Source organism: Sphingomonas abietis (genome assembly GCF_027625475.1).
GTDB classification, from domain to species: domain Bacteria; phylum Pseudomonadota; class Alphaproteobacteria; order Sphingomonadales; family Sphingomonadaceae; genus Solisphingomonas; species Solisphingomonas abietis.
On record NZ_CP115174.1, the window covers coordinates 2,376,815 to 2,394,140 of the forward strand.

Annotated in this window: 13 protein-coding genes; 6 read left to right on the forward strand and 7 right to left on the reverse strand. The window is 66.0% G+C overall.

Annotated features, from left to right (window positions below):
- Window positions 1-5 precede the first annotated feature (5 nt).
- Entirely contained in the window at window positions 6-2,390 is a 2,385-nt protein-coding gene (locus PBT88_RS11290) for a glycoside hydrolase family 127 protein (protein WP_270075447.1), read from the reverse strand.
- 163 nt (window positions 2,391-2,553) lie between these two features.
- On the opposite strand from PBT88_RS11290, the gene PBT88_RS11295 reads away from it, so the two are divergent.
- Complete coding sequence (locus PBT88_RS11295; RefSeq protein WP_270075448.1) at window positions 2,554-4,947, forward strand: S9 family peptidase; 2,394 nt, start codon at window positions 2,554-2,556, stop codon at window positions 4,945-4,947.
- A gap of 22 nt (window positions 4,948-4,969) precedes the next feature.
- Window positions 4,970-7,717 carry a DUF5695 domain-containing protein gene (locus tag PBT88_RS11300; protein ID WP_270075449.1) on the forward strand — a complete coding sequence of 916 codons (2,748 nt, stop codon included), beginning with the start codon at window positions 4,970-4,972 and terminating at the stop codon, window positions 7,715-7,717.
- 116 nt (window positions 7,718-7,833) lie between these two features.
- Here PBT88_RS11300 and thiD read toward each other — a convergent pair whose 3' ends face one another.
- From thiD to glmM, 3 genes are read right to left on the reverse strand one after another with little or no spacing between them, the layout of a single operon-like run.
- The gene (thiD, locus tag PBT88_RS11305; protein WP_270075450.1) at window positions 7,834-8,592 is read right to left on the reverse strand and encodes a bifunctional hydroxymethylpyrimidine kinase/phosphomethylpyrimidine kinase; all 759 of its coding nucleotides are present in this window, start codon (window positions 8,590-8,592) and stop codon (window positions 7,834-7,836) included.
- Window positions 8,589-8,813, reverse strand: a complete 225-nt coding sequence (locus tag PBT88_RS11310) for a DUF1272 domain-containing protein (RefSeq protein WP_270075451.1) — start codon at window positions 8,811-8,813, stop codon at window positions 8,589-8,591. The genes thiD and PBT88_RS11310 overlap by 4 nt, the downstream gene beginning before the upstream one ends.
- The gene (gene glmM, locus PBT88_RS11315; RefSeq protein WP_270075452.1) at window positions 8,813-10,150 is read right to left on the reverse strand and encodes a phosphoglucosamine mutase; all 1,338 of its coding nucleotides are present in this window, start codon (window positions 10,148-10,150) and stop codon (window positions 8,813-8,815) included. Before glmM ends, PBT88_RS11310 begins: the two co-directional genes overlap by 1 nt.
- A gap of 107 nt (window positions 10,151-10,257) precedes the next feature.
- Between glmM and PBT88_RS11320 the strand changes: the two genes are divergently transcribed.
- A complete protein-coding gene (locus PBT88_RS11320; RefSeq protein ID WP_270075453.1) occupies window positions 10,258-11,187 on the forward strand; it encodes an L-threonylcarbamoyladenylate synthase in 930 nt (309 codons plus the stop codon).
- 96 nt (window positions 11,188-11,283) lie between these two features.
- Entirely contained in the window at window positions 11,284-11,493 is a 210-nt protein-coding gene (locus PBT88_RS11325) for a hypothetical protein (protein ID WP_270075454.1), read from the forward strand.
- Between the two features lie 44 nt (window positions 11,494-11,537).
- Here PBT88_RS11325 and PBT88_RS11330 read toward each other — a convergent pair whose 3' ends face one another.
- The gene (locus PBT88_RS11330) at window positions 11,538-12,536 is read right to left on the reverse strand and encodes a M48 family metallopeptidase (protein ID WP_270075455.1); all 999 of its coding nucleotides are present in this window, start codon (window positions 12,534-12,536) and stop codon (window positions 11,538-11,540) included.
- A gap of 10 nt (window positions 12,537-12,546) precedes the next feature.
- Entirely contained in the window at window positions 12,547-14,349 is a 1,803-nt protein-coding gene (locus PBT88_RS11335) for a peptide MFS transporter (protein WP_270075456.1), read from the reverse strand.
- A gap of 172 nt (window positions 14,350-14,521) precedes the next feature.
- On the opposite strand from PBT88_RS11335, the gene PBT88_RS11340 reads away from it, so the two are divergent.
- Both PBT88_RS11340 and PBT88_RS11345 read left to right on the forward strand, forming a co-directional pair.
- A complete protein-coding gene (locus tag PBT88_RS11340; protein ID WP_270075457.1) occupies window positions 14,522-15,094 on the forward strand; it encodes a nitroreductase family protein in 573 nt (190 codons plus the stop codon).
- Between the two features lie 49 nt (window positions 15,095-15,143).
- Complete coding sequence (locus PBT88_RS11345; protein WP_270079238.1) at window positions 15,144-15,485, forward strand: GntR family transcriptional regulator; 342 nt, start codon at window positions 15,144-15,146, stop codon at window positions 15,483-15,485.
- A 207-nt stretch (window positions 15,486-15,692) separates the two neighbouring features.
- Here PBT88_RS11345 and PBT88_RS11350 read toward each other — a convergent pair whose 3' ends face one another.
- Entirely contained in the window at window positions 15,693-16,997 is a 1,305-nt protein-coding gene (locus PBT88_RS11350; protein ID WP_270075458.1) for a sugar transferase, read from the reverse strand.
- Window positions 16,998-17,326: the final 329 nt, after the last annotated feature.

The window sequence follows — 17,326 nt, forward strand, 5'->3', positions numbered from 1 at the left end:
CACCGTCACGCGGTCGCTCCCGGCTTCGCGGTGAACAGAACGACACCGAAGACCGGGCCCGCGGTGCTGCGATCATGCGGCAGGAACTTGACCCGCAGCACGCTCTTGCCCCGCGTCAGCGCCTCCGGCAGCGGATATTCGATGTCGAAGAACTTGCCTGGCTTGTCGTCGTGCAGCGTCTGGGTGGCGACCTTCACGTCATCGACCAGGATGTCGAACCGGTTGCCACGCTCACCACCCCAATAGGTCGCCTGCAAGATCAGCGGCCCGGGCTTGGTCTTCATTTCGAAGGCGAAATAGCCGCCCGAGCGGGCATCGCGCCCGTTCCGGCCGCGATAGGTGACCGGATAGGAGATGTCCGAGGTCAGCTTGTGGTCATGCTCCTGCTGCATCTCGCCGAGATGGACGGCATCGACCGACCGCGCGGCGATATCCTTGAGCCGCGCCTGATCGGCGACATAGGCGGCCTCCTCGGTCTTCCAGCTCGCCTCGGTGAAATGCTTGAAATAGACCGCGCTGCGCCGCTCATACTGGCGATAGAAGGGCACGAAGGTCAGGTCCGCCGGGCGGATCACGCCGTGCGTCGCATAGGTGCCGGCGGCCGCATCGGTCGCCGAGAAGGCGCTCAGCACATCGTCGCCGACCATCGCCGGATCGGGCTTGTTCCAGTCGCCGTCGGTGGTGCCGAGATCGGCAGCCAGCACCATCGGCCCGCGCAGGATCGCGATGGTGTCGGGGTCGCCGGCCGCGGCCTCCGTCCGCAGTTCGAGCGGCAGGTCGATGGTGACGACATCGCCCTGCTTCCACTTGCGCTCGAGGATCGCATAGCCCTGCGCGAACGTCGGCAGCACCGGCTTGCCGTTGACGGTGAGCACCGCCTTGCCGTTCGCCCAGCCCGGCACGCGCAGCGCGATCGGGAAGCGGCCGGGCTTGGCCAGCGTCGTCAGCGTCAGCCGCGATTGCGGCTCGAACGGGTAGCGGGTGTCCAGCACCAGATCGGCGCCCCGCGCCTTCCAGTGGACTTCCGACGGGATGTAAAGATTGACCAGCAGCGCGTTGCCGCCTTCCCAGAAGATCGCCGCGCCATGCTTGGAATGGCTCTCCATGCCGGTGCCGACGCAGCACCAGAAGGCATCGTCGTCCGGCGTCGAATAGCCGCGCACCGCGCCGGTCATCAGCGGGGTCATGTAGGTAAAGCCGGCGGTCTTGGGATCCTGCGCCGCCATGATGTGGTTGAGGTGGGTGCGCTCATAATAGTCGAACAGCGCGCCGTCCGGGTTCCAGCCGTAGAGATGCTCGGTGAGCTTGAGCATGTTATAGCTGTTGCAATGCTCGCAGGTCTGTTCGGTGATATGGTCGGCAATGGTGTCCGGCTCGGAGAAATATTCCCGATCCGCGTTGCCGCCGATCACATAGCTGTGATGCTGCGTCACCGCCTGCCAGAAGAAGCCGGCCCCGGCCTTGGGCGCGGGCTGGTTGGTCAGCTCGTAGATGCGGGCGAGCCCGATCAGCTTGGGCACCTGGGTGTTGGCGTGGAAATTGGCGAGCTTGTCCTGCCCGGCCTCCAGCGGATCGAGCACCTTGCGATCATAGATGCGCTGCGCGGTCGCCAGCCACTTGCGATCGCCGGTGCGGGCGTAGAGTTCGGCATAGCTCTCGTTGAGGCCGCCATATTCGCAGCTCAGCATCTCCTGCATCTGCGCATCGTCGAGCGCGGCGAACACCGGCTCGAAATAGCCGGCAAAGGCGATCAGCACCGCCAGCGCCTTGGGGTTGCCCCAGCTGCCATGGATATCGAGCAGGCCGGCATAGAGCTTGTGGACGGTGTAGAGCGGCGACCAGGCACCGTTGAGATCGAAGCCGCCCGACCGGATGTCGCCCTTCATGATCTCCGGGAAGATCTCGATCGCGTCGACGACGGTGGCGTCCTTCCGCTTGCGCTGCATCGCGCCGATATAGCCGTTGCCGCGCGCCTGCTGGGCGACGGCCAGCTCATCGACGATATAGTCCGCCCGCTTGCGGCAATCGGCGTCACCGGTCTGCTCGTACATCAGCACCAGCGCCGACATATAATGGCCGAGCGTATGGCCGGCGATGGTATCGCCCTCCCAGCCACCATAAATCTCCGCCTTGGGCTGGAGACCGGCATATTTGCGGAAATTGTGCAGCAGCCGGTCGGCGCTCAGTCGCAGCAGATAGGCGCGGTTGACCTCCACGGCGGTGGCATAATCCGATGGCCGCAGTCGCACTGCAGACAAGGGCAGCGGCTTGGCCGAACGAGGCAGCAACCCCGAAGAGGAAGAAGCGTTGGCCAATGCGTTGCCCGACGCCCCGGCAAGAGCGATGACCGCTCCACCCATCATCCATTCGCGGCGATTGCTCTCGATCATGTTCATCGTCCCAACTAGATACCGTATACGATTATGCAATTGGCGCCGGAAGGTCAATCCGACAATTCAAAGCGGGTTTGAAGCCATCCTCGAATAGAATTCAACACATAATATACCGTATAATATCCTTGACCAGTCCGGCGGCGACTGATGTAAGGCTGTCATGCGCACTCTCCATCACACCCCGTCCGATGTCGCGGCCAAGCGTGTTCGCCGCTTGGCATCGTCGTCGCTCGCCATCGCGCTGGCGATCGCCGGCTTCGGGGCGGGGGCGGCATCGGCGGCCGGCAGTGCGCCGGCGGCCCTGACGATGCTCGATCGCTACCATCTGGCCGACGCGTATCTCCATGGCATCACGACGGGGCTCGTTACCGATGCGGACCTGCGGGCCAGCTTCACGGCGGATGGCAAGGGCATCCTCTACCGTAGCGGCCCGGACGGCCATCGCATGATCCGCTATTTCGACATCGCCACGAACACCGGCAGCGCCATCATCGAGGACGGCAGGCTCGCCCAATTGCTGGCGCAGCAGCTCGGCCACCCCGTCCGCGCCACGGAATTCGCGCTCGACGATGCCAAGGTCGATCCCGCACGCGGCACCCTCACCTTCTCGTGGCAAAAGCATTGGACGCTGAGTCAGGGCAAGACCCTGACCGCCGGAGCGGATCTCGCCGCGGAGCCGGCCGACGGGCTTTCGCCCGATGGTCGCTATCGCATCGTCGCGCGCAACTTCAATCTCGTCGCGATCGATACGGCATCGGGCCGCGAGCTCCCCCTGACCACCGACGGCACGCGGGACCAGCCTTATGGCCGCAACATTTCCCAACTCGCCGATATCCTGAAGCAGGGCACCGAGGATCCGGTCCAGCCGGTCTCGCTCGCCTGGTCGCCGGACAGCAAGCGGATCTTCACCTGGCGGCTCGACACGCGCGAGGTGAAGCGGCTGACGATGACGCAGCAGAATCCACCGGGCAGCTTCTATCCGCGCAGCTTCAGCTACGTCTATCCGCTCGCCGGCGCCGAGAAACTGCCGATGGCGACCCGGCTGATCATCGATGTCCCCGCCGCCTTCGCGCGCGGCGCCGCCAAGATCGTCCCGGTCGCGATGCCGGCGGAAGCTTTGCTCTATCCGGCGGCGCCGGACATGGAATGGATCGGCGATCGCGCCCGCGCCAACTGGACCGCGCGTGGCTATGGCCAGATCGACGCCTATGACATCGATCCGGCGACCGGCGCCGCCAGGGTCGTGGCGCGCGAGACCGACAAGCCGCTGGTGACGATCACCGCGACCTCGCTCCAGCCCGCCCCCGAGCTGGGCGGCGAACTGGTGATCTCGGAGCGTTCGGGCTGGGCCCAGCTCTATCTGGTCAAGCCCGACGCGCCCGATGGCGGCACCGCGCTCACCCATGGCGCGTGGGAAGTCCGTTCGGTCGAACGGGTCGATGCCGACCGCCAGTCGATCCTGCTCACCGGCGCCGGCCGCGAGCCGGGCTGGAACCCCTATTGGCTCGGCCTGTACCGGATTTCGACCGAGGGCGGCACGCCGACCCTGCTGACCCCCGAACCGCTCGATCACCACGTCACTCTGTCGGACGACGGCCGCTGGGGCATCGACGTGATGTCGAGCCCGACCACGCCGCCCGAGACGGTGCTGCGCGACCTCAGCGACGGCCACATCGTCAGCCGGCTGGGCAAGGCCGATGCCCGCGCCCTGCTCGCCTCCGGTTTCACCCTGCCCGAGCCCTTCCAGGGCGTCGCCGCCGACGGCAAGACCCCGCTCTACGGCATGATCTTCCGCCCGGCCCATTTCGATCCGGCGCAGCATTATCCGATGATCGATGAGGTCTATACCGGCCCGACCATGTCGATCGTGCCGACCGGCTGGTCCCGCGCGATCCGGCAGGATGCCAACAGCGTCGCCCAGCTCGGCGCGATCGTGGTGATGATCGATGCGCGGGGCACCTCCGATCGCGGCCAGGCCTTCCGCCTTCCCGCCTATCGCAACATGGGCGAAGTCGGGCTCGACGATCATATCGCGATGATGCGCCAGATGGCGGCGCGCTATCCGTACATGGATACCGACAAGGCCGGCGTCTATGGCTGCTCGGCCGGCGGCTACGACGCCGCGCGCTTCATCCTGCGCCGCCCCGACTTCTTCAAGGTCGCGGTGGCGACGTCGGGCAATCAGGATCTCCGGCTCGACAAGGCCTGGTGGCCCGAGGTGACGATGGGCGATGCCGATCCGGCGACGTGGGATCGCGTGTCCAACATGTCGGTCGCCGGCCAGCTCAAGGGCAAGTTGATGATCGTCCACGGCGACATCGACGACAATGTGCCCGTCACCGAGGCCTATCGGCTGGAAAAGGCGCTGATCGATGCCGGCCGCGACGTCGATGTCGTGATCCTGCCCAATGCCAGCCATTGCGCGATGCCGCCCTATTTCTGGCGCAAGTTCAGAAATTATTTCGTCCAGAACCTGTTCGACGAGACGCCGCCGAGCCAGGCCGAGATCGACGCCGCGGGGCAGGCCGCCCCTTCTCCCACTTCCAATCGCTGAGATCACCATGTCCCCGCACAAGATGACATCCCGCGCGCTCTTCCCCATCGCCTTGGCGATCGCGACCGTCTCGACGCTGCCCGTCCTGCCGGCCGCCTCCGCGCAGGAGGCCCAGCCGAAGAAGCCGAGCTATCCCCCGATCCGGACGACATCGTTCAAGGTCGGCAATTTCGTTCTGGCCCTGCGGCAGGACACCCAGACGCTCGCGCGCCTGTCCCCCGCCGGCGAGCCCGCCTTCGATTTCGTGCCCGGCGCGCGCGAGGCGGAACGGCAGGCGGACGGCTATGTCCATATCGGCGATCTCAACCTGCGGCTGCGTACCGCCGGTGGCGACTGGCAGGATTTCGCCTCGGCCCATCTCCGCAAGCCGATCGCCGCCCTGAAGAGTGGTGGCAAGCTGCTCGCCGCCGCCGACATCACCGCCAGCATGGGCGCGGGCATCCCGCTCACCGTCGAGCGGCGCTGGGTCAACGAGGGCGGCGTGCCCGCCCTCCGCTTCACGCTGATCAACCGCTCCAAGGCGCCGGTCGAGATCGGCGCGCTCGGTATGCCGATGGTGTTCGACAACATCATCAGCGATCGCACACTGGAACAGGCCCACACCGAGGCGAGCTTCACCGATCCCTATATCGGCCGCGACGCCGGCTATCTCCAGGTTACGCGCCTCAACGGCAAGGGGCCGAGCCTGCTGGTGTTGCCGGAGAAGGACACCCCGCTCGAGGCCTATCGCCCGATCGACGTCGCCTATCGCGGCCATGCTCCCAACATTTTCTCCGATCGCAGCCCGCGCGACCAGACATCCGAAGGCTTCTACGACTGGACGGTGGCCAGCAAGGGCTTCGCCGACAAGGAGTGGAGCAAGGCCGGCGAGCAGTGGAACACACCGACCAGCTTCACCCTCGCGCCCGGCGAGCATCGCACCATCGGCCTGCGCTTCGTCCAGTCTCCCGCGATCGAAAAGATCGAGGATACACTGGTCGCGCAGAAGCGGCCGGTCGCAATCGGCATCCCCGGCTATGTCGTGCCGATGGACCTCGACGCGACTTTGTTCCTCAAGAGCCCGCAGCGCGTCGCCAGCATCGCCAGCTATCCCGATGGCGCGCTCGTCGCCACGGCGGACGGCAGCATCAACGGCTATGCCCGCTACAGCGTTCGCGGGCGGCAATGGGGGCGCTCGCGCCTAACCATCACCTACGTCGATGGTTCGGTGCAGACGATCAGCTACTTCGTCACCAAGCCGCTGGAGCAGACGATGGCCGATCTCGGCCATTTCGCCACGACCAAGCAATGGTATGACGACAAGAGCGATCCGTTTCACCGCTCGCCGGCGATCCTCACCTATGATCGCGACGCCGACAAGATCGTGACGCAGGAACCGCGCGTGTGGATCTCGGGGATGAGCGACGAAGGCGGCGCCGGCAGCTGGGTGGCGGCGATCTCCAAGCAGCTCGACAATCCCGATCCGGCCGAGGTCGCCAAGCTGGAACGACTGATCGACGAGACCGTGCTCGGCACGCTTCAGGTCAAGGATGGCGAGCATGCCGGCGGCGTGAAGAAGAGCATCTTCTATTACGAGCCCAGCGAGCATCCCGGCTATTACGACCCGACCGAGAATTGGAAGAACTGGACGAGCTGGTCCAAGAAGGATGCCGGCGATCTCGGCCGCGCCTACAACTATCCGCACGTCGCGATCGGCTATTGGGTGCTGTACCGCCTCGCCCGCAACCATCCGGGGCTGGTGACCGCGCATGATTGGCGCTGGTATCTCGACCATGCCACCATCACTGTCGATGCGATGATGCGCGATGCGCCTTATTACACCCAGTTCGGCCTGATGGAGGGCGACGTCTTCGTCGATATCCTGAAGGATCTGAAGCGCGAGGGGATGACCGGCGAGGCGACGAAGATGGAGGCCCAGATGAAGGGCCGCGCCGATCATTGGAAGACGCTGGCCTATCCGTTCGGCAGCGAGATGGCGTGGGATTCGACCGGCCAGCCCGAAGTCTATGCCTGGATGCGCTATTTCGGCTATGACAAGCAGGCCGACGAGACCCGCGACGCGATCCTCGGCTATGATCCGACGATCCCGAGCTGGGGCTATAATGGCGATGCCCGCCGCTATTGGGATTTCCTCTATGGCGGCAAGGTCTCGCGGATCGAGCGGCAGATCCACCATTATGGCTCGACCCTCAACGCCGTGCCCTTGTTCGACGCCTATCGCCACGATCCGGCCGATCTGCACCTGCTGCGCGTCGCCTATGGCGGAATGATGGGCGGGATCACCAATATCGACCAGAGCGGCTTCAGCTCGGCCGCTTTCCACAGCTGGCCCGACATGATGAAGTGGGACAGCTATACCGGCGATTACGGCATGGGCTTCTTCGGCCATGCCTATGCCGCCGCGACCTATCTGGTGAAGGATCCGACGCTCGGCTGGCTCGGCTTCGGCGGCAATCTCAGCGAGGCGACCGGCGTCGAGCATATCGTGCCCAAGGACGGCGCGCGCAGCCGGCTGTTCATCGCGCCGGCCGGGCTGTGGATCACGCTGGAAGCCGGCAAGATCGCCAGCGCCGACTATGCGCCGGCCACCGGCAAGATCATGCTGACGCTCGATCCTGCCGATGCCACGACGCCGCAGGCGCGCGTCTTCCTCGAAACCACCACGGCCGGTGCCAAGGCCTATGCGCTGCCGGGCGCAGCGCTGGAACGGGGCGGCTATTCTGTGCCGCTGTCGGGCCAGCCGACCACGATCGATCTTGTCGGCCAATAACGGATCGATCCGGCACGCCAACGAAAAGCCGGGCAATGTCATCGACATCGCCCGGCTTTTTACTCTTGCATGACAGAAATGCGGATCGATCGCCGGCGGCTGGCCGCGCCGCACTATCAGCGCTGCGGCATGCCAAGCGGGCCGCTGCCCCTCCCCAGCCCCGGTGCCGCGAGGATGGCCGCGCGAACATGCCGCCTCGCCGCCGCCACCGCCTGATCCAGCCCGTCCCCTTTGCCGAGGCCGGTCGCGATCGCGCTGGCCAAGGTGCAGCCCGTGCCATGGGTGTGGCGGGTCTCGATGCGATCGTCGATCCACGTCTCGGTCGATCCATCGGGGTGAACGAGGCGGTCGACGAGACGATCGCCCTCGCCATGACCGCCCTTGGCGAGCACCGCCGCCCCCGTTCGCGCCGCCAATGCCTCCGCCCCTTCCGGTGACAACAGGGCCAGTTCGGGCAGGTTGGGCGTGATCAGCGTCGCCATCGCCATCAGCCGCTCGAACGCGGCGATGGCGGCGTCATCGGCAAGCATCGCGCCACTGGTCGCGATCATCACCGGATCGAACACCAAAGGCATCCGCGCGTCGGCCATGGCGAGCCGATCGGCAACCGCCTCGGCGATCGGCGCCGATCCGATCATGCCGATCTTGATCGCATCGGCGCCGATGTCGGACAGCACCGCGTCGATCTGCGCCACCACTAGGGCAGGCTCCATCCGCTGCATGGCGGCCACGCCAAGCGTATTCTGCGCGGTGATCGCGGTGACAGCGGTCATCGCATGGCCACCAAAGGCGGTGATCGTCTTGATATCCGCCTGGATTCCCGCACCGCCGCTGCTGTCCGATCCGGCGATGACGAGAATGCGCGAGATGGTCACGCCGGATGCTGGCGGGCGGTGGAGGCGGGATAGGCCTTCAGCGTCTTGCCGACGCGGGTCGGCCGGTCGAGCAACTCGCCGCCGCAATTGGGGCAGCGTTCGTCCAGTGCTTCGGCGCAGGGGCTGCAAAAGGTGCATTCGAGCGAACAGATGAACGCACCGCCGTCGTCGGCGGGCAGGTCGATGCCGCAGCGTTCGCAATCGGGGCGCATCTCCAGCATCAGACAGCGCGCCGCACGGCTTCGCAGATATCCTCGACCACCAGCGCGACGAGCGCGGGATCTTCCCCTTCGGCCATCACCCGGATCAGCGGCTCGGTGCCCGACTTGCGGATGACCAGCCGACCGGTGCCGGCGAGCTTCTGCTCGGCCGCTGCGATCGCCGCCTTGACGCCGTCCGTCTCGAGCGGCTGTCCGCTCTTGAAGCGGACATTCTGGAGCTTCTGCGGCAAGGGCTCGAAACAGGCGAGCAGCCGGGACGCCGGCCGCCCGATCTCGACCAGCTCGGCCAGCACCTGCAAAGCGGCGAGCAACCCGTCCCCGGTGGTCGCATAATCCGAAAGGATCATATGCCCCGATTGCTCGCCGCCGACATTGAAGCCATCGCGGCGCATCGCCTCCAGCACATAGCGATCGCCGACGGCGGTGCGATGGAGGCTGAGGCCGGCGGCGGCCAGATAGCGCTCGAGACCGAGGTTGGACATCACCGTCGCCACGATGCCGCCGCCCTTCAGCAGGCCGCGGCGCTGCCAGCTGGTCGCGATCAGGGCCATGATCTGATCGCCGTCGATGATCTTGCCCTTCTCATCGACGATGATCAGCCGATCCGCATCGCCATCGAGCGCGATGCCGATATCGGCGCGCGTCTCCAACACCTTCTTCTGCAGGGCCTCGGGCGCGGTGGATCCCACGCCATCATTCACATTGGTGCCGTCCGGGGTGATACCGATCGCGATCACGTCGGCTCCCAGCTCCCACAGGGCGGCAGGAGCCACGCTGTAGGCCGCGCCGTTCGCGCAATCGACCACGACGCGGAGGCCGTCCAGTCGCAGATTTTCGGGGAAGGTCGCCTTCACCGCATGGATATAGCGGCCACGCGCGTCTTCGATGCGCTGGGCGCGGCCGATCTCCTCGGCCGAGGCGAGACGGGGCGGCTTGTCGAGCGCCTTCTCGATCGCCAGTTCGTCCTCGTCGGACAGCTTGTAGCCGTCCGGCCCGAACAGCTTGATGCCATTATCCTGATAGGGATTGTGGCTCGCCGAGATCATCACGCCGATATCCGCGCGCATCGCCTTGGCGAGCATCGCCACCGCCGGCGTCGGGATCGGGCCGAACAGGATGACGTCCATCCCGACCGAGGTGAACCCGGCGACCAGCGCCGATTCCATCATATAGCCGGACAGGCGGGTATCCTTGCCGATCACCACGCGATGGCGATGTTCGCCGCGCAGGAAATGCGCGCCCGCCGCCTGGCCGACCTTCATCGCCAGTTCCGCCGTCATCGGCGCTTCGTTGGTGCGCCCGCGAATGCCGTCCGTGCCGAAATATTTGCGCGCCATGCTCGCTCCTCGTCAATGGACGACCTCTTACACCGGCATCCGCTGCCCGTTCCACCCCCTCCAGCCGATCATTGCGGAGCGTCGGCGCGTGCGGTAGCGGGCAGGACATGATCCTGCCCATCGAAGACCGCGCCATCGCGCAGGCCGCGGCCCTGATCCGCGCCGGCCAATTGGTCGCGGTGCCGAGCGAGACCGTTTACGGCCTGGCCGCCGATGCCACCGATGGCGAGGCGGTCGCGCGCATCTATGCGGCCAAGGGGCGCCCCTCGTTCAATCCGCTGATCGTCCATGTCGGCAGCATGGCCGATGCCGATGCGTTCGCCATGCTCCCGCCGGCCGCCCACCGCCTGGCCAGGGCGTTCTGGCCCGGCCCGCTGACCATGGTGCTGCCGTCCCGCACCGGCTCGCCGATCGCCGCGCTGGTCATGGCCGGCCTTGCGACCATCGCGATCCGGATGCCCTCCCACCCGGCGATGCGGGCGTTGATCGAGGCGGCCGGCGTCCCGCTGGCCGCGCCGTCCGCCAATGCCAGCGGCAGGATCAGCGCGACGCGCGCGGAGCATGTCTCCGCCTCGCTGGGGGATCGGGTGCCCCTGATCCTCGACGGCGGGCCGACCCGGCACGGCCTCGAATCCACCATCGTCGCGGTCGAGCCCGAACGGCTGCGCCTGCTCCGCCCCGGCCCGATCGACGCCCCGGCACTCGAACAGGCATCGGGCCTGCCGGTGATGCTGGTGGAGAATGGCGCGATCGAGGCGCCCGGCCAGCTTTCCAGCCATTATGCGCCGGGCAAGCCAGTTCGCCTCGACGCCCGCGAGCGTCGCGCCGGGGAATGGCTAATCGGCTTCGGCGCCGTGGCCGGCGACGACACCCTGTCGGCGTCAGGCGATCTGGTGGAGGCTGCCGCCCGGCTGTTCGACGCGCTCCATCGCGCCGATGCCGTTTCCTCGACCGGCATCGCGATCGCGCCGATCCCGCACGGCGGCCTCGGCATGGCGATCAACGACCGGCTACGCCGCGCCGCTGCGCCGCGCTGACGTCAGATCGCGCAGGTCTTTGCCTGCATCTGGACCGTCTCTCCGTCGCATTCCGGCCATGGAACCGATGGCTTCGTGGTGCGATAACGTCCCGCGATGAAGACCAGCGACTCCAGCGAGGCTCCGCCGCCGACCGGCGATCTGGATATCCTCGTCGCGCGCATCCATCAGGATCTCCGCAAGGCGCGGGATGCGCGGGCGTGGCGGAGCCGGGCGCAATACCGCCACAAGATGCTGCTGGCGTTGCTGGTCGCTGCGGTGCCGATCGCGGAGTTCTTCTACCTGTGGTTCGACAGCGCTTTCTGACGGCCGGCGCCTCCCACGCACATAGGCCGGCGAGCAGGCGGATATCACCGCTTCCGCTGGTAATGCGGATCGAGCGGCTGTCCGGCGGCCCGCTTCGCATCGATCTCATCGGCGGCACGCTCCAGATCGCGCACCCGTGCGCCATTGCCGGGATGGGTGCCGTCGGAGAACAGCCCGCCCAGCGGATCGGCATGGGCCATCCGCTTCCAGAACCGGGCCGCCGCATGAGGATCATACCCGGCCCAGGCGGTCAGATAGACGCCGAAATAATCCGCCTGGCGCTCGGTGTCGCGGATCCGCGCGCCATTGCGCCCGATCCCGCGCAGCACGCCGTCGCTGACATGCGCGGTATCGAGAAAATCCCGGTGGCCGAGAATATTGTGGGACAGCTCATGACCGATCACGAAGGCCAGTTCGTCATCGTCGCGGGTGAAATCGAGCACGCCTTGCGAGACGCTGACGATGCGGCCGTCCGCGCTGGCGTTGCGGGCGCCGGACAGATCGAGCTGGACCGCCGATCGGCAGGCATCCGCCCCGTTCACCGTCACCGTCAGCGGCTGGCCGTCACGGCGTAGTTCCAGCGTCACCGGGCCTGCCGCAAACGCCGTGTCCAGCCTGTCGAGCAAGGCCGAGAAGCGGCTGCCATCGGCGCTGCGCTTCGTCACCCCGGGCAATTCGTCCGCGAGCCTCTGCCCGTTCATCAACAGGATCCCGTCGCCCACCTGGATGCCGGCCCCCGCACCGGCGCTGTCGGGCACCACCGCCGTCACCGTCGGCAGATCCGTCAGCCCGAAGAGCTGCGCCACCGCCGGGCGGAGATCCGCGCGATATTGCGAGGCATCCTGCACGACCAGCCCGGACAGGCGGGTGTGTCTGGGGCAATGCGCCCGCCCACCGGTCTGCAGCCGATAGGCGACCGTCGCCACCCGCAAATCCTTGGCCGCCAGGGCCTGTAGCGATGCGGCCAGTTCGGGATCGACCGGCATGGGCGGCATCGGCGGCGGCGGCGCGGCGGCGGCCAGAGCCCCCGCCGTGATCGCCATTCCGACCCTGTTAGGAAACGCCATGCATCAGGCGCTTGAGCACCGGCGTCAACGCCAACAGCAGGATGCCGGCACCGATCGTCAGTTCACCGCCGGTCAGGAAAGTGCCGAGATAGGTGTGCAGGCTGAGTTCCGGGTTGGTCACCTGCCCGCCGATGGTCTGCACCGATGCGGCCTGGGCGGCGGCGCCGGCCAGATATTCGCCGATCGAGATCGACAGGAACCACACGCCCATCATCATGCCTACCACCCGCGCGATCGACAGCTTGGTGATCATCGACAGCCCGACCGGCGAGATGAACAGCTCGGCGATCGAGTGGAGGAAATAGGTGAGCACCAGCCACCACAGCGACACCCGGAAATCATCGCCGGCGAAGGAACCGCTCGACGCCAGCACCACGAAGCCCAGCCCGACGAGGATCAGCGCCAGCCCGAACTTCACCTGGATCGAGGGCTCCCACCCCTTCTTCGCCAGGGCCAGCCATAGCCAGCTGACCACCGGCGCGAACAGGATGATCGTGATCGGATTGAACTGCTGCGTGTTCGGCGCCGAGATCGGGATACCGAACAGCTCCAGCGTGGTGTTGCGATCGGCGAACAGGGTGAGCGAGGACGCCGCCTGCTCGAACAGGGTCCAGAAGGTGACGTTGAACACGACGAGGATGATCGCCGCCACCATCATCTGGAACTCGGCGCGGGAACCGGCCTTCCAGGACCAGATCGGGATGCCGATCACGGCTGCCAGGAAGGTCGCGAACAGCACCTTGCCGAGGAACGGCGTCGCCACGACATAGCCCCACAGGCCACTGCCCGCGGCCGCCTCCGGCGTGTCCATCACATTGCTGAAGATCAGCCACACCAGCGGCGCCGCCACGATCGACAGAGCATAGATCAGCACCCGGCGATCCGGGCCCTCGTTCACCGGCGGTTCGCCATAGCCGGCAAGCCGGCCGCCATCGAACTGGATCATCGCATAGGCCACCAGAAGCCCGATCGAGACGGCGAGGAAACCCGCCCACCAGCCGAAATACTGGACCACGAACGGGCAGACCAGCTGGCCGCCGATCGAGCCGAGGTTGATGCCCCAGTAGAAGATGGTGAAGCCGGCATCGCGCCGGCGATCGCCCGGCCCGTAGAGGCTGCCGACGATGGTGGAGATATTGGGCTTGAAGAAGCCGTTGCCGATCACGACGAAACTGAGCGCGATCAGCATCACCGCGACGAAGAAGGGCGAGCGATCCGCGCCGGACCCGAAAGCGCCCTTGGCGATGGTGTCCGCGACATGGCCATCGGCGGCGAGCAACTGGACAGAGCCATCGGGAAGCCCGTGGATCACCAGGCGCTGGCCGTTGCGATCGATCGACTGCACGGCGTCGCCCGAATCGAGCACGGAGCCGCTCTGCTTCTGGATGACCTCGTAGCGGGTGCCGTCGATCGTCGCATAGGGCCTGGCCTGCTGCCCGCCGAAGCAGAGCAGGAAATAGCCGAACGCCATCACGATCGCGCCGAACTTCACCGATCGCTTCGACCCCAGATAGCGATCCGCCAGCCAGCCGCCGATCAGCGGCGTGAGGTAGACCAGGCTGAGATACCCCCCGACGATGCCGTTGGACTGGTGATCGCTGAGCAGGAAGAATTTGCTGAGATACAGCACCAGCAGCCCGCGCATCCCGTAGAATCCGAAGCGTTCCCACGCCTCGATCGAGAAGAGCCGGGCAAGCTGACGTGGGTGCCCCAACCATGAGCCGCCGTCCGTGCGGGCGACATCGGGGGATTGGGGTGCGAAGGTGGCGTCTGCGTCTGGAAGGACCATTGAGGCTCCGAAATAGCTGGCGGGCGGGCATCTCACGCCTCACCGATCATGGCGCGCAGACTAGCGATGGCGGCGGCGGCGGCAAGAGGTGCGAAAGAATATTGCGTTCCTCGGTCGGCGTTGTGGCGCCCCCGCTGTCGACGGCCGTCGTCCACTTTGCTAATCGGCTGCCATGCTCAACGATCTGTCCACGCCCGCCACGCTCGCTGCAACCCGCCGTTCGGGCAAGCCCCGCGAGATCGTCGCCCCCGGCCCGAACACGGCGCAGATGCAGCGCGTCCTCACCGCCGCAATGCGGGTGCCTGATCATGGCAAACTGGCGCCCTGGCGGTTCGTGGTGATCGGCGAGGACCGGCGCGATGCATTCGCCACTTTGCTGCAACAGGCGTGGCGCAGCGAACATGGCAGCGAGGATCGACCCGATGTCGAGGCGATCAACCAGTTCGCACGCCAGGCGCCCGCGCTGGTGGTGGTGATCTCGACGCCGATCCCCGGCAGCAAAATCCCGGTGTGGGAGCAGGAGCTTTCGGCCGGTGCGGCGTGCATGGCGATGCTGACCGCGGCCCATGCGGAAGGCTTCGTCGGCGGCTGGCTGAGCGGCTGGGCGGCCTATTCGCCTATGGTGGCCGAAGGGCTCGGCCATCCCGGCGGGCGGATTGCGGGCTTCCTCTTCCTCGGCACGGCCGGCAAGGATGCGGAAGAACGTCCCCGCCCGTCCTACGATAGTATCGTTTCGTGCTGGTGATGCCGAAAGCGGCTTGACCCGCCATGCTGTGTTACTACAGCACGTCGGCATGGCCCATGATGATCGCCCCGTCTATATCCGCCTGCGCGACGTGATCGCCGACGCGATCCTCGAGGGACGATATAAGGACGGTGACGCGTTGCCGTCCGTCCGGTCGCTGGCCGCCGAGCATGGCGCCAATCCGCTGACCGTCGCGAAGGCCTATCAGAGCTTCCAGGATGATGGGCTCGTCACCGTTCGCCGTGGCGTCGGCATGTTCGTCGCCCAAGGCGCCTCGGTTCGGCTCCGCCGTCGGGCTCGCGAGCAGTTCCTGCAGGTGGAGTGGCCAAGGATACGCGCGCAGATCGAGCGGCTTGATCTGAACATGACCGACCTGTTCGATATGGCCTGATCGCGAGCCGGCCCGATTTGGACCGCCGGCATTGCTTTCGGGAGGGTCGGGTTGGCCGCTCGCGGCAGATCCGCCTCAACCGATCGACATCCCGCGTCCGGATCGATCGATCGACGGCGACGCTTCCGCCCTAATACGCTCCGACCCCAATACCCTCCGACCCCAATACCCTCCGACAACGTCCCCAGCCTTGCCGGCCGAGGATGGTCAATAAGCGTTGCGATGGACGACCACACGCAGCGTGGCGATGAGGATCGAGATATCGCGCAGCACCGTCCAGCCGGTGACATATTCCAGATCGGACTGAAGGCGATTGATGAGATCGGACTGGAGCAAGGTGGCGCCGCGGAACCCACGGATCTGCGCCAGTCCGGTCAGTCCCGGCTTGCAGGCATGGCGATGCCAATAGCGCTCGTCGATTTCCCAGAACAGGCGATCGCCGGCGAGCGATCCCAGGGCGTGCGGGCGCGGGCCGACGAAGCTCATCTCGCCCCGCAGGATGTTCAGAAGCTGGGGCAGTTCATCGATGCTGGTGGCACGGATGATCCGCCCGACACGCGTGATCCGCTCGTCGTCCCGGCCGGTCGAGCGGTGCCCGCGTGCATCGAGGCTTTCCGATCGCATACTGCGGAATTTGTAGATGCCGAACAGACGGTTTCCTCGTCCGACGCGGGTCTGGACAAACAATATCGCACCTGCACTATCCAGCTTGATCGCGATCGCGACCAGCAGCAGCAGCGGCGACAGCAGGAGCAAGGCAGAGCCGGCAAGCGCCAGATCGAGCGCGCGCTTGAGCCCGCGCTGGCGCAGATCGAGCGGCCCAGCCGCGACCACGACCGTGGTATGATCCCCGAAACGCCCGGTTCCAAGCGGACCGATTTCGCCCAGCTCCGGGCTGACGATCTCGGCGTCGATATTCGCCCCCTTCAACACCATCGCCCATTTGCGACGCAATTCGGCGGGACAGGCGATCACCACCCGGTCGGCGGGCGCCAGCAGGCGCCCGATGCGATCGAGCATCAGAGGATCGGACAGGTCGCATCGCAGCCCCATCGACGCGGCATCGATGACGAATGCCCCCGGCGGCGAGGACAATTCGCATCCATCCACCACCAGGATTTCGCTATTAACCTGCGATCCGAAGCGATGGAGCACGGCGGTATGAAAGAGCACCCGCTCCACGCCGATGAAAAGACTTCCCAACATGCCGCCGATCAGCAGCATCATTCGCGAAACCTGCTCGCCGGCCTTGAGGAAGAACGCCGCCAGGACGACGCCCGCACATGCGATCAGCACCGATCGCACCGCCAGTTCGACGCCCTTCTTCCGCCTCGCCAACCCGTCCGAGCCGAACGCGCCGCTGTTCAGGCTGGCCAGCACATAGAAAAGGACGAAGGCATATATAATCGGCGCCGTGGTAGAGAATTCACGGTTTCCCGGCCAGGCGACACTGGCAATGACCGCCGCCGCGATCAGGCAGCCGATATCGAGCCCGAACAGCAGGATCTGCAATTGAAGCCGATGAATCAAGCGACGAGGGGGGAGCGCCAACTCCTGGAACGAAGGGTGCTTAATATCCTGTCGTGCCATATCCGAGTTGACCGTCACGACGCCCCCCGGCGAATTCCGACTCGATCCGTGGATGACGGATCTGCATTAAATTGCATTTAGCGAATTTTGTGCGGCACAGCAATTGATACGAACTCATTTCAAGTCGAAACGCATATTCCCTCAAATCGGCCTTTTCTGTCTTTCCAATAGGATGGGTCGCTTGTCCACCGGAATAGGTGGCTCGTCTCCCGCGATCTGGAGCGCGCCAATCCATCCGGCCATCGGCAAAT

Excerpts from the sequence above, each read along its gene's own strand:
- PBT88_RS11290 (WP_270075447.1), bottom strand. The coding sequence starts at position 2,390 with ATGATCGAGAGCAATCGCCGCGAATGGATGATGGGTGGAGCGGTCATC.
- PBT88_RS11295 (WP_270075448.1), top strand. The coding sequence starts at position 2,554 with ATGCGCACTCTCCATCACACCCCGTCCGATGTCGCGGCCAAGCGTGTT.
- PBT88_RS11300 (WP_270075449.1), top strand. The coding sequence starts at position 4,970 with ATGACATCCCGCGCGCTCTTCCCCATCGCCTTGGCGATCGCGACCGTC.
- PBT88_RS11310 (WP_270075451.1), bottom strand. The coding sequence starts at position 8,813 with ATGCTGGAGATGCGCCCCGATTGCGAACGCTGCGGCATCGACCTGCCC.
- glmM (WP_270075452.1), bottom strand. The coding sequence starts at position 10,150 with ATGGCGCGCAAATATTTCGGCACGGACGGCATTCGCGGGCGCACCAAC.
- PBT88_RS11320 (WP_270075453.1), top strand. The coding sequence starts at position 10,258 with ATGATCCTGCCCATCGAAGACCGCGCCATCGCGCAGGCCGCGGCCCTG.
- PBT88_RS11325 (WP_270075454.1), top strand. The coding sequence starts at position 11,284 with ATGAAGACCAGCGACTCCAGCGAGGCTCCGCCGCCGACCGGCGATCTG.
- PBT88_RS11330 (WP_270075455.1), bottom strand. The coding sequence starts at position 12,536 with ATGGCGATCACGGCGGGGGCTCTGGCCGCCGCCGCGCCGCCGCCGCCG.
- PBT88_RS11335 (WP_270075456.1), bottom strand. The coding sequence starts at position 14,349 with ATGGTCCTTCCAGACGCAGACGCCACCTTCGCACCCCAATCCCCCGAT.
- PBT88_RS11340 (WP_270075457.1), top strand. The coding sequence starts at position 14,522 with ATGCTCAACGATCTGTCCACGCCCGCCACGCTCGCTGCAACCCGCCGT.
- PBT88_RS11345 (WP_270079238.1), top strand. The coding sequence starts at position 15,144 with ATGGCCCATGATGATCGCCCCGTCTATATCCGCCTGCGCGACGTGATC.